We start from the raw sequence: 12,053 nt of genomic DNA on the forward strand, positions 1-12,053 counted from the left end.
ACGGCGCTCATGCGGCACTCCCGGAGGCGTCGGCGGTGTCGTTCGCGGGGGCGGTCAGGGACCGCAGCACCGCGCGGACGCGGGCGCGGTGGTCGCGCAGCACCGAGTAGGCGATGCCGTCCAGCAGCGCCCACAGCTCCGCGGTGTCGGACACCGGCACCGCGTGGGCGTCGCGGCCGTGCAGGCGCGCCCACAGGCGGCGCACATAGGCGGTCCACGGGTCGCGCAGGGCGCGGGCCAGGTCGGCGAAGGGGCCCTGGTCGGCCGCGGGGTCGACGGTGGCGCGGCGGGCCCGGGACACCGAGGACTCGCGCCGCCAGCGCCGGTCCACGGCCCGGTGCGCGGCGGTGGGCCCGGCGCCCGTGCCCAGCGGGTCCAGGCCGACGGCCAGGCGGCCGCCCACCAGGAGCGCGACGCGCAGGGACTCCTCGGCCAGCCCGAGCGGCGCGCAGGCGCGCGCCGCCTCGGCGTCCACCAGTTCGGGCACCGGCGGCAGGCCGTCGTGTCCGGGGGCCCGCAGCAGCGTGAACACCCTCTCGTAGACGCTGCGGTCCAGCGGGGCGGGCAGGGATGTGGTGGAGGCCCCCGCGCCCACCGCGGGCGGCGGCGGAACGGGCTCCGTGGTCAGGCCCAGGTGCGCGGGCGCTCCGGGCCGGCCCCACCCGGAGGCGGCCCCGCCCCACAGCGCCGAGCCCAGGGCGCCGCCGTGGCCCCCGTCGACCAGAGCTGTGAAGGCCTCCCCTCCCCCGCCGTCCGGGCAGCCGTCCAGCACTGCGTCCGCCAGCGCCCGGGTCCCCTCTTTCGGCGCCGGGCCCGCGGGCGGCGGCAGGGGGCGGGACTCCCAGGCGGCGGCCAGGGCGGAGGCGACGGCACGGGCGCGCGCGGGGTCGGCCAGGTGGCCGCGCAGGGCGGACACCGTGCGGTCGCCCTGGTCGGCCGCCTCCAGGACGGCGGCGCGGGCGACCTCCTCGGCGTCGGGGCCGTCGGGGGCGCCGTGCTCGGTAGCGAGTTCGTAGCACCGCTGGAAGTACAGGTCCTGGGGGTTGCCCCCGACCACCTTCAGTGCCCGGCGCACCCGCTTGAGCAGCGCGAACCAGCGGGCCGTGGCCACCAGGCGGGGCCCGTCGGCGCGCAGCAGCCCGGCCGCCAGGTCGGCGGCCCGCGCGGTGAGCAGGTCCCCGGCCAGGTCCGGGCGCAGCACCGGCCGCAGTACCAGGGGCAGGACGACCAGCTTCACCGAGCGGGTGAGCGGGGCGCCGTCGGGGCCGCTCAGCGGTTCCAGGCCGGGGCCGAGCGCGCGCCAGGCCCGGTCGATGACCTGCGACCGGGGGCGGAGTCGTTCATCGGGGGTCTCCGGCACGGAACGACGATACCCGGCCCCCTGGACCCCGCCCGCCCGGAACCTGGGATCGGTAGGCGGGGGCCGCGGTGTGGACTGTGGACGGCAGAGAGACCGAGAGAGACCGACCGCCGAGGAGGCGTCCCATGTCCGTGGTGAGAACGGTGTTGCGTCTGGTGTTCGCCGTCGAGGTGCTGGTCGGGCTGGGCCTGCTCGGCGGGTACCTGTGGCTGGGGCTGAACGCCCCGGCCGGCGGGTTCCCCAGCCCCTGGGAGTCGTACCTGGGGATGGCGATCGGCGGCGGCGTCGTGCTGCTGACGTCGCTCTTCACGCTGAGGATCGAGTCGTCGCTCCGGGGCCTGGGCGGCGCGAAGGCGATGGCGGCCGCCCCGATCGCGGTCGGCACCGTCACCGACTGGCGGCGCACCGGGCTGACCGTCAACGACGCCCCGCAGATCGCCGTCACCCTGGACGTGGAGACCCCGGAGGGGCACCGGTTCACCGCCGTGGCCAAGGAACTGCTCGACCCGGCCGAGGTGGGCCTGCTGGAGCCGGGCGTCCTGCTGCCGGTGCGCTACCGCCCCGACCGCCCGGGCGTGGTCGCCATCGACCGCAGCGGCGACCAGGCGGCGGCGCAGGCGGCCTTCGACGCGGTGATGCTGCGGGCGGGGCTGACCACCCCGCGGGCGCTGGAGATCGCCGCGCACGGGATCCCCGCCCAGGGCGTCATCACCGAGGTCCGCCCGACGGGGAACCTGGTCGACGGCAACCCGGAGATGGACGTGGAGGTCGCGGTGACCCGCCCCGACGGCGGCGTCTTCCACACCCGCACGGTCAAGCGGCTGCCCGCCCGCCTGTCGACGTCCCTCCAGGTCGGCCGGGTGGTCACCGTCCACTACCTGCCGGGCCGGGAGGACGAGATCACCATCCAGACCCCCGCCAACCCCGGTGTCCACTGATCCGGTGCCGGAGGCGGCCGCCCCTCCGCGTTCCCCGCGGGGAGGCGCCTTCGGTACGCTGTTCCGTCGCCGGACGGAACACGGGCGAGGAACACGAGGGCCGCGGGAGGGCGCATGTCGGTCGGAGAGCGGCTCCGGGTCCCCATCGGGGCCGCACCCGGGTGGTCGACCGCCCCGGACGCCCGGCGGGTCCTGGTGGTGGCGCACACGGTCACCGCGCTGACCCGCCTTCTCGACATCATCCCGCTCCTGGAATCCGACCCCCGGGTACAGCTCGTCTTCACCCGGGCGCGAACCTCGAACTTCCGCGAGGGGGTCACCGAATTCCTCGCCGACATCGGCGCGGCGGTGGCCCCCTGGGAACAGGCGGTGGAAGAGGAATTCGACCTCGCCGTCTCGGCCAGCTACGGGGACGACCTGCACCTGGTCAAGGCCCCTATGGTCGTCTTCTCCCACGGGGCCGGTTACAACAAGCTGGTGAAGCCGGAAAGCCGGAAAGCCGGCCGGGCCTTTCCCGCGGATTCCGATCCCGATTCCGTTCCCGGCCCCGACGCCGTCTTCGGTCTCTCCCGTGAGACCCTCCTGCGCGACGGCGCCCTCATCCCCCGGACGCTCGTCCTCTCCCACACCGAGCAGCGCGACCGCCTCGCCGCCGCCTGCCCCGAGGCCCTGGACTCCGCCGTCGTCGCGGGCGACCCGACCTACGACCGCATCCTCGCCGGGCTCCCCTGGCGCGACCGCTACCGCGACCACCTGGAGGCCGGCGGCCGCCGCCTGGTCCTGATCAGCTCCACCTGGGGCCCCACCTCCCTCCTCGGCGCCCGGCCCGACCTCCCCCTGCGCCTGCTGGAGGAACTGCCGGTCGACGAGTACCGCGTCGCCCTGGCCCTGCACCCCAACGTCTGGCACGGCCACGGCCCCTGGCAGGTGCGCGCCTGGCTGGCCGACGCCGAACGGGCGGGGCTGCGCGTCCTGCCGCCCCGCAGCGGCTGGCAGGCCGCCCTCGTGGCGGCCGACCACGTCATCGGCGACCACGGGTCGGTGACGTTCTACGGCGCCGCGCTGGGGACCCACACCGTGCTCGGCGCCTTCCCCGACCACGAACTGGCGGCCTCCTCCCCTATCGCCGGGTTCGGCCGCGCGGCGACCCGGCTCGACCCGGACGCGCCCCTGCTCCCCCAGCTGACCGCGGACGCCGCCCGGCACACCCCGGACCGGTTCGCCGCCACCACGCGCCTGCTGACCTCGGTCCCGGGCGGGTCGGCGGCGGTGCTGCGGTCCGCCTTCTACAAGCTCCTGGGCCTGTCCGAACCGGACCGGCCGGTGCGCGTCGTTCCGCCCGAGCCGCCGGTCGCGTACCGGCGGGGGTGGCCCGACACCGCGGGCGTCCCACCGCTGATCGCCACGGCCGAGCCCGACCCCGCCGACCCGACCGCCGTCCGGGTGACCCGGCGTCCGGCGGAGCCCGTCGCCGCCGGACGGCTGTCGCTGCGCCGCCCGCACACGGTCGTGCACGCCGACGAGCCCCAGACGCGGTGGCGCGACGCCGCCGACGCGGTGCTGTGCGGACCCGCGCCCGGCGACCCGTGGCGGCGGCTCGCCGACGCCCTGGCCGCCTTGCCCGGCGCCCGGCTGGCCGCCGAGGCCGACGGGGACGCCTGCCTGGTGCTGGACCGCGACGGCGTCCGCCACCGGTTGGTCCCGCGCGGCGCCGCCGCCCCGGACCCGACCGCGTACGCGTCGGCGTTCCTGCGGCTGCGCCGCACCGTCGCCGAACCGGACGGCCTGGTGTGCACCGTGAGGATCGGCGACCGGGAGGTCCGCGTCGGGGTGGAGCGCTTGGGCCCCTGAGCGAGTCCGACCGGTCAGCCCGGGTCGGCGAGCCGGGACCGCACCTGTGCCACCAGGTGGCGGGCCCCGGCCCGGGTGTAGTGCTCCAGGGCGGTCTCCAGCGCCGCCCGCGCGGCGGCGGGGTCCGTCGGCTCCAGGGCGTCGGCGCGCTTGACGCACATGTCGCCGGTCCGGCGGTCGTCGCCGAGCCGGGTGTGCAGTTCGGCCGCGGCGTCCCACTGCTCCAGCGCCCGTTCCCGGTCGCCGCACGCCAGCAGCAGGTCGCCCAGGGCGGCGCCGACCCGCGCCCGGTTGTGCAGGTCGTCGGGGCGCTTGAGGAGCACCAGGTCGCGGGCCCGGACCAGCAGCCCGCGGGCGGCGTCGCGGTCCCCCTGCTCCAGGCGGACCTGGGCGAGCTTGCGGGAGGCGTTGAGCACGGCACGCGGGTCGAGCGGCTCGGCGGCCTCGGCGACGGCCAGCGCCTCCGCGAACCGTTCGGCGGCCGGTGCCGGACGCCCCTCCTCCCGCTCCACGTCGCCGACGGCCTCCAGGGCGGTGAGCAGCACCGGAGGCTGCACCGGCTCGGCGTCCCGGGCCAGCTCCAGGGCGAGTTCGGCGTCCTCGCGCGCCTGTTCCAGGGAGCCGTCGCGCCGGTAGGCGATGGAACGCTGCACGCACAGGCGGGACAGCCGGGCGGGCGACAGGCGGTGGGTGCCCAGGGCGTGCCGGAGCACCTCGGTGTGGGTGTCGACCACGTCCGCGAAGAGGCCCGAGGTGAACCAGTACGCCCACAGGTGCTCGCACAGCTCGGCGGCCCGCCGGTGCTCGCCGCGCACCGCCGCGTGCATGACGGCGGCGCGCAGGGCCGCCCGGTCGGGCTCCAGGGCCAGGCGGGCGGCCCCGCCGTCCTCGAAGCGGGGGCCCGCCGTGTCGGGGAACGCCGAGTCGTGGTCGAGGTCGGCCTGGAGCCAGCGGCCGGGCAGCAGCGCCCGGTGGGCGGCCGCGGCGAGCCCGAAGTAGTACTCCAGGACCCGTCCGAACACCGCGGCCCGGTCGTGGGCCCGCGCCCCCAGCTCGCGCTGGGCGCGGGCGGTCCGGAACCGGTACCTGCCCCCCGGTGCGGCGGTGAGCACGTCCCCCTCCACCAGGGCCGCCAGCAGGGCTCCGGCGTCCTCGCCGGGGAGGACGCGGGCGGCCACCCCCGCCCCGAAGTCGGTCTCGGGGTGGCAGGACAGCGCCACGGCCGCCGCGCGCACCGGCGCGGGCAGGCCCGCGCCCTCGCCGTCCCCGTCCCGCGGCCCGGCCGGGGCGGGGACGATGAGGCTCCGGTGCACGGCGGCCAGGGCGCCGGCGGCCCGGCGGCGGCGCAGCCGCCGGATGTTGCGGCCCACCTGGAGCAGCAGGTGCGGGCTGCCTCCGGTGTAGCCGGCCAGGTCCTCGACCAGGCGGCGGTCCTCGTCGGTCTCCGGCTCCACCCCGGCCTTGGCGCACAGCAGTTCCACCGCGTGCTCGGCCGCCAGGGCGCCGATGCCGATCCACTCGTCCTGCACGTGCGGCAGCACCTCGTCGAACTCGAAGTCGTGGGCGGTCGCCACGACCGTGAGGCTGCCGGGGGCGGTGGACACGAAGGGCAGGACGTCGTTGACCCCGGCCGGGGCGTCCACCAGGACGGCGACGGCGCCCCGGCCGGCGAACTCCCCCTGGAGGCGGTCGCGCCGCCTGCGCTGCCCGGCGGGGATCTCCTCGACCCCCATCCGCCGCAGGATCTCGCTGACGGACTCGGCCACCCCGTCGCGTTCGACGTCGGCGAAGAAGTACCCGCCGGAGAAGCGCCGCGGGTCCCGGACGAAGACCTCGTGCAGGACCTTGAGCCCGAACGCGGTGGCCCCGCTGCCGCGCGGGGTCGCCTGGACGACGAGCACGCGGGCGTGCGGGCCCCCGTCCAGGGCGAAGTCCCGAGCCCGCTCCAGCTCCCCGTCGCGGTTGACGAACAGGGGCGGGGCGGGGACGGCGTAGAGCGGCGCGCCACCGCCCTGCGGCCCGACCATGTTCACGGTGATGTCGCGCCCCATCATGGTGGTCCCGCCACTGACATCGCCGACACTGTTCTCGGTGCGGGCGGGTTCGGGCCGTTCGTCGCTCAAGGTGCCACCTCACGGGTGTCGCGCTGCCGGGGTAGGGGCAGCCTACCGATCCGGTCCCGACCGGGGCCGCGTCACTGGCAGCGGGGCGGGCGGTGCCCTAGCCTGTGCGCGGCAGCATCCGCCCCCGTAAGAACCGTGGTGAGCATGAACGACGTCAAGCCCCGTCCCCTCGGCGACTCCGATCTGTACGTCTCCCGGCTGTGCCTGGGCGGGAACGTGTTCGGGTGGACCGCGGACGAACCGACCTCCTTCCGTGTCCTGGACGACTTCGTCGCGGGCGGCGGCACCTTCGTGGACACCGCCGACGGCTACTCCGCCTGGGTGCCCGGCCACCAAGGCGGGGAGTCCGAGACCGTCATCGGGCACTGGCTGGCCGACCGGGGCCGCCCCGAGGGCCTGGTGCTGGCCACCAAGGTGAGTGAGCACCCCGGGTTCCCGGGCCTGTCGGCGGCCAACATCCACGCCGCGGCCGACGCCTCGCTCGAGCGGTTGGGCGTGGACGCCATCGACCTGTACTACGCGCACTTCGACGACGCGGCCACCCCGCTGGAGGAGAGCGCCCGCGCCTTCTCCGAGCTGGTGGACGCGGGCAGGGTTCGCCGCATCGGCCTGTCCAACTACACGCCCGACCGCATCCGCGCCTGGCTGGACATCTGCGCCGACCGGGGCCTGCACGCCCCGGTCTGCGTCCAGCCGCACTACAGCCTGCTGGCACGGGACGCGGAGGACGCGCTGGTGCCTCTGGCACGGGAGCGCGGGCTGGCCCTGCTGCCGTACCATGGGCTGGCGCGCGGCTTCCTCACCGGCAAGTACCGGCCGGGCGGCCCGGCCGTGGACAGCCCTCGGGCGGGCCGGGCCTCGGCGTTCCTGGAGGACGAACGGGCGCTGCGCGTCCTGGACGCCCTGGACACGGTGGCCGGGCGGCTGGGCGTCGCGCAGGCCGCCGTGGCGCTGGCCTGGCTGGCCGACCGTCCGACGGTGTCCTCGGTGCTGGCCAGCGCCCGCAACCCCGAGCAGCTGGCGGACCTGCTGCCGGTCAACACGCTGGTGCTGGACGAGGAGTCCACCGCCCTGCTGGACGAGGCCTCCGCCCCCTGACCCGCGGACGGGCACCCGGGTACCGGCTGCAACCGCACCGGTCCCGGGTGCATCACACGTCCCATGAGTAACGGCATCACCGGACCCCTCACCGAAGAGCAGCAGCGCGAGTACGTCGAGGACGGGCTCCCCGATCTGGAGGACATCTTCCAGGGCTACCCCTCCTACGATCCGTTCGGGCGCGTCGAGGCGGCGGCCTCCGGGCTGCTCGCCGACCTGTCGGCGGAGCGTCCCGTCGTGATCTCCCTGCTGTCCACCCTGTCGGTCGTCTACTGGGCCGCGACGGTCGAGGGCAACGACGACCGGCAGTGGGCGGACATCCGGACGATGCGCACCGAGGTGCACCGGGCGTTCTCCGAGGCCGTGCGCCTGCTGGCCCCGCTCGCCGAGGAGCCCTGCGGGCACGGCCGGCACCCGGCCGAGGACGGGTTCGGTCCCGACGACTTCGAGTCCCTCGCCCTACAGCTGCGGGACGTGGACGGCGTGCTGGAGTACGAGGGCTTCGACCGGGAGGACCCGGAGGAGCTCGCGGAGGCGGAGGAGTCGCACGGGCGGCTGTCCCGGGAGTGGGGCTGTGCCCACAACCTCCTGCTCCTGGCCCGGCAGGGCCGGAGGGAGATCTCCGCCTCCCTGGACGAGATCCCCGCCCCCGCCTCGGCGGAGGTCTCCGGGTAGTCCCCGGAGCGCCCCGCCCGTCCCCCTACGGCTCGGGCGGGGCCCGCCGCGGCACGGCACCGCGACCACCCTGACACCGGGCCTCCGACGGAATCCCTTACCGGACACCGGACACATCGTCACTTAGGGTTATGAGGTCATTACATTCTCGCCCGGGGGACGCACACGATGACCACCGACCTTCCCGACGACGGCGACCGCTCGTTCGACGAGTTCCTGGCCCGGTTCCTGGGCTCCTCGCGCGGCCAGGTGCGCCGCGTGGACCTGTCCAAGCTGATGAGCCCGGAGGCCCGCCAGGTCGCCGACACCGCCGTCCGCCGCGCCCTGGAGAACGGCAGCGCCGACGTGGACAGCGTCCACCTGCTCTGGGCCCTGCTGCGGTACCAGCCCACCCGCGACCTCGTCGAACGCACCGCGGGCGACGCCGGCCGCATGGAGGAGGTGATCGACCAGGCCGCCGCCCACGCTCCCAGGTCGGTGCGCGCCTCGGCCCTGCTCACCCCCTCCGCCAAGCGCGGCCTGCTGGACGCCTTCCAGATCGCCCGCGCCACCGGCAGCTCCAGCATCACGCCCGAGCACCTGCTGTTCGCGCTCGCCGTCAACCCCGACAGCGCCGTCGGGCGGCTGCTGCGCGACTCCGGGGTCACCCCTCAGAGCCTCCAGCGGGCCGCGGGCCCGGCCCCCGCCGCGGCGGAACAGGCCGAGGGGGAGCCGTCCGCCACGCCCACCCTCGACGAGTTCGGCACCGACATGACCGGGCTCGCCCGCGAGGGCCGCCTGGACCCGGTCGTGGGCCGCGACGACGAGGTCGACCAGTGCATCGAGGTGCTGGCCCGGCGCCGCAAGAACAACCCCGTCCTCATCGGCGACCCAGGCGTCGGCAAGACCGCCATCGTCGAGGGGATCGCCCAGCGCATCTCCGACGACGACGTGCCCGAGACGCTGCGCGGCCGCCGCCTGGTCCAGGTCGACCTGGCCGGGCTGGTCGCCGGGACGCGCTACCGGGGCGACTTCGAGGAGCGCCTCACCACGCTCATCGACGAGATCCGCGCCCGGTCCGACCGGCTGCTGGTCTTCATCGACGAGATCCACACCATCGTCGGCGCCGGGGCCGCCGAGGGGTCGATGAACGCCGGGAACATGCTCAAGCCCGCGCTGGCCCGCGGCGAGCTGCACATCATCGGCGCCACCACCGTCGACGAGTACCGCAAGAACATCGAGAAGGACGCCGCCCTGGAGCGCCGGTTCCAGCCGATCCTGGTGCCCGAGCCCTCGGTCGAGGACACCATCGAGATCCTGCGCGGCCTCCAGGACCGGTACGAGGCCCACCACCAGGTGCGCTTCAGCGACGAGAGCCTGGTGGCGGCCGCCGAGCTGTCCGACCGCTACGTCACCGACCGGTTCCTGCCCGACAAGGCCATCGACCTGGTCGACCAGGCGGGCGCCCGGGTCCGGCTGCGGCTCAGGACCTCCAGCTCCGCGCTGCGCGAGCTGGAGGAGCGGCTCGAGAACCTGGAGGAGCAGAAGGAGAAGGCCGTCCAGGACGAGGACTACGAGCGGGCCTCGGCGCTGCGCGACGAGATCAACGCCGCCCGGAGCTCCGTCCACCAGGCGCGCGGCACCGGATCGGCGGTGCCGGAGGTGACCGCCGCCGACATCGCCGAGGTGGTCTCGCGCAGCACCGGGATCCCCGTCGCCCGGCTCACGCAGGAGGAGCGCGAGCGCCTGGTCGGCCTGGAGGAGGTGCTGCACGAGCGGGTGATCGGCCAGGACGAGGCGGTCACCGCGGTGTCGGAGGCCATCCGCCGCTCCCGCGCCGGGCTCGGCGACCCCGACCGGCCGGTGGGCAGCTTCCTGTTCCTGGGGCCGACCGGGGTCGGCAAGACGGAGCTGGCCAAGGCGCTGGCGGTGGCGCTGTTCGGGTCCGAGGACGCGCTGGTGAGGATCGACATGAGCGAGTTCCAGGAGCGGCACACCACCAGCCGCCTGACCGGCGCCCCGCCCGGGTTCGTCGGGTACGAGGAGGCGGGCCAGCTGACCGAGGCGGTGCGCCGCCACCCGTACTCGGTGCTGCTGCTGGACGAGGTCGAGAAGGCCCACCCCGACGTGTTCAACCTGCTGTTGCAGCTGCTCGACGACGGGCGCCTCACCGACGGGCAGGGACGGACGGTGGACTTCCGCAACACGGTGGTGATCATGACCAGCAACCTGGGATCGGAGGCGATCACCGGCGGGGCCCCGATGGGGTTCACGAGCGACGGGCAGATGGACCCCGACACCGAGCAGCGGGTGATGCGGCGGCTGCGGGAGGAGTTCCGGCCCGAGTTCATCAACCGGATCGACGAGATCGTGGTCTTCCGGCAGTTGGACCGCGAGGAGCTGGACCGCATCACCCGGCTGATGCTGGCCGAGACCGAACGGCGGCTCAAGGCCCAGGGGATCACGATCCGCTTCACCGACGAGGCGGTGGGGTGGCTGTCCCGGCAGGGGTACCAGCCCGCGTACGGGGCGCGGCCGCTGGCCCGCACCATCCAGCGCAACGTGGGCAACCGGCTGTCGCGGATGGTGCTGGACGGGCAGCTCGCCGAGGGCGACGACGTGGTCGTGGACGCGGGCGGGGAGGACGGCCTGCGGATCTCCACCGCGTCCTCGGCCTGATCCGGTCCGGGCCCGGCGGCCCGGGCGCGCGGCCGTCCGGGCCGCGACGGCGGGACCGCCGGTGTCCGAAGGCCCGGGGGCGGTGAGCGGGGCGCGTCCGCGCGGCGCGCCCCGCCCGCGTGCGGGGGTCAGGCGGAGGTGCCGCTCTCGCGGATGCGGTCCCTGATCCACTCCCCCGCCGGCTTGAGCGAGTCCCAGTCGCCCGAGGAGCACGACCCGGTCCGGAAGACCGCGCCGGAGCGGAAGTCGTCGGAGAAGTTCCAGTTGACCCAGCTGATCTGCTCCTGCTCCATCAGGTCGAGGTAGGCCTGGGCGGAGGCGAAGTCGTCGGGCCCGTCCCCCGTGTACTCCTGGGTGCCGAACTCGGTCACGAACAGCGGCAGCTCCCGCGCGGCGGCGCGGAGGCCCTCGCGGTGGTAGGACGTGTGCGAGGCCGCGTAGAAGTGGAAGACGTACATGATGTTGTCCGCGTCCACCGGGTCCGCGGTGATCTCCCGGTGGTCCCCGTTCTCGGAGAGGCCCAGCGAGGACCAGCCGCGGGTGCCCACCAGCACGACCGCCTCGGGGTCCCGGGCGCGGATGACCGGGATGACCTGCTCGGCGTAGCCCTTGATGGAGGACCACGGCACGCCGCTGGGCTCGTTGGCGATCTCGTACAGCACGTTGTCCTTGTCGGCGTGCACGTCGGCGATCTCGGCGAAGAAGGTGCGGGCGGCGTCGAGGTTGTGGTTGGGGTCCCCCGGGCTGAGCATGTGCCAGTCGACGATGACGTACATGCCGCGCTCGGTGGCCTCCCCGATGAGCTCGTGGACCCGGTCGGTGAAGCCGCGCGGGTCGGTCTCGTAGCCGCCCTCCTGGATGTACATGGACACGCGCAGCACGTCGGCGTTCCAGTCGTGGGCCAGGGTGTCCAGCGAGGCGTCGGTGAGGCAGTGGTCGAACCACTGGAGGCCGTGGGAGCTCATCCCGGTGAGCTGGACCCGCTGTCCGTTCTCGTCGCAGAGCTTGATGCCGCACACGCGCAGCCGCCCGTGTTCGCCCACCGGGGTGGCGGCGGCGTCCGCGTCGGCTGGGGCGGGGGCGGGGTCCGCGGCGGCCTGGCCGTGGACGGTGAACGCGGCGGTCGCGGCCAGGCCGAGGCCCAGGAGCGCTGACCCGGCGCGGGCGAGGCGCCCGGGGGCGGTGCGGGGCTTGCGGGCGCGGCGGGGCGAGGGGTGGGGCACGGCTTCCTCCGGCGGGGGGCGGCGGTCCGATGCGGCCGGGGCCGGGGCCGCACCGAACCGGAAGGAGTCCTTCCTGTCCGAAACCTAAGCCTCCGTCACGCTGGGGTCAATCCCCCTTACGGAACGG

At 75.3% G+C, this 12,053-nt stretch carries 8 protein-coding genes; 5 read left to right on the forward strand and 3 right to left on the reverse strand.

Annotated elements, in window-relative coordinates; translation table 11 throughout:
* Positions 1 to 7 precede the first annotated feature (7 nt).
* The gene (locus ABZ249_RS01295; RefSeq protein ID WP_355255573.1) at positions 8 to 1,360 is read right to left on the reverse strand and encodes a hypothetical protein; all 1,353 of its coding nucleotides are present in this window, start codon (positions 1,358 to 1,360) and stop codon (positions 8 to 10) included.
* Positions 1,361 to 1,485: 125 nt separating this feature from the next.
* On the opposite strand from ABZ249_RS01295, the gene ABZ249_RS01300 reads away from it, so the two are divergent.
* Together ABZ249_RS01300 and ABZ249_RS01305 are read left to right on the forward strand one after the other, a co-directional pair.
* Positions 1,486 to 2,298: a DUF3592 domain-containing protein gene (locus ABZ249_RS01300; protein ID WP_355255576.1), complete on the forward strand. Its 813-nt coding sequence runs from the start codon at positions 1,486 to 1,488 to the stop codon at positions 2,296 to 2,298.
* A 114-nt stretch (positions 2,299 to 2,412) separates the two neighbouring features.
* Positions 2,413 to 4,149 carry a hypothetical protein gene (locus ABZ249_RS01305; protein WP_355255579.1) on the forward strand — a complete coding sequence of 579 codons (1,737 nt, stop codon included), beginning with the start codon at positions 2,413 to 2,415 and terminating at the stop codon, positions 4,147 to 4,149.
* A gap of 14 nt (positions 4,150 to 4,163) precedes the next feature.
* On the opposite strand, the gene ABZ249_RS01310 is transcribed toward ABZ249_RS01305, so the two are convergent.
* Positions 4,164 to 6,272, reverse strand: coding sequence for a hypothetical protein (locus tag ABZ249_RS01310; protein ID WP_355255582.1), 2,109 nt, complete (start codon positions 6,270 to 6,272; stop codon positions 4,164 to 4,166).
* Between the two features lie 144 nt (positions 6,273 to 6,416).
* Between ABZ249_RS01310 and ABZ249_RS01315 the strand changes: the two genes are divergently transcribed.
* The 3 genes from ABZ249_RS01315 to ABZ249_RS01325 all read left to right on the forward strand — a co-directional run bounded on the left by ABZ249_RS01315 (position 6,417) and on the right by ABZ249_RS01325 (position 10,703).
* Entirely contained in the window at positions 6,417 to 7,370 is a 954-nt protein-coding gene (locus tag ABZ249_RS01315; protein WP_355255585.1) for an aldo/keto reductase, read from the forward strand.
* A 63-nt stretch (positions 7,371 to 7,433) separates the two neighbouring features.
* Positions 7,434 to 8,045 carry a hypothetical protein gene (locus ABZ249_RS01320; RefSeq protein WP_355255588.1) on the forward strand — a complete coding sequence of 204 codons (612 nt, stop codon included), beginning with the start codon at positions 7,434 to 7,436 and terminating at the stop codon, positions 8,043 to 8,045.
* A gap of 168 nt (positions 8,046 to 8,213) precedes the next feature.
* On the forward strand, positions 8,214 to 10,703 hold the full coding sequence (locus tag ABZ249_RS01325) for an ATP-dependent Clp protease ATP-binding subunit (RefSeq protein ID WP_355255590.1): 2,490 nt from the start codon (positions 8,214 to 8,216) through the stop codon (positions 10,701 to 10,703).
* Positions 10,704 to 10,831: 128 nt separating this feature from the next.
* Here ABZ249_RS01325 and ABZ249_RS01330 read toward each other — a convergent pair whose 3' ends face one another.
* Complete coding sequence (locus ABZ249_RS01330) at positions 10,832 to 11,926, reverse strand: glycoside hydrolase family 5 protein (protein ID WP_355255593.1); 1,095 nt, start codon at positions 11,924 to 11,926, stop codon at positions 10,832 to 10,834.
* Positions 11,927 to 12,053 lie beyond the last annotated feature (127 nt).

Origin of the sequence: Nocardiopsis sp. NPDC006139, assembly GCF_040614155.1 — a bacterium.
GTDB lineage: Bacteria > Actinomycetota > Actinomycetes > Streptosporangiales > Streptosporangiaceae > Nocardiopsis > Nocardiopsis changdeensis.

Bases quoted from the DNA above. Each gene is read 5' to 3' on its own strand.
- ABZ249_RS01315 (WP_355255585.1), top strand. From the start codon at position 6,417: ATGAACGACGTCAAGCCCCGTCCCCTCGGCGACTCCGATCTGTACGTC.
- ABZ249_RS01300 (WP_355255576.1), top strand. From the start codon at position 1,486: ATGTCCGTGGTGAGAACGGTGTTGCGTCTGGTGTTCGCCGTCGAGGTG.
- ABZ249_RS01320 (WP_355255588.1), top strand. From the start codon at position 7,434: ATGAGTAACGGCATCACCGGACCCCTCACCGAAGAGCAGCAGCGCGAG.
- ABZ249_RS01325 (WP_355255590.1), top strand. From the start codon at position 8,214: ATGACCACCGACCTTCCCGACGACGGCGACCGCTCGTTCGACGAGTTC.
- ABZ249_RS01305 (WP_355255579.1), top strand. From the start codon at position 2,413: ATGTCGGTCGGAGAGCGGCTCCGGGTCCCCATCGGGGCCGCACCCGGG.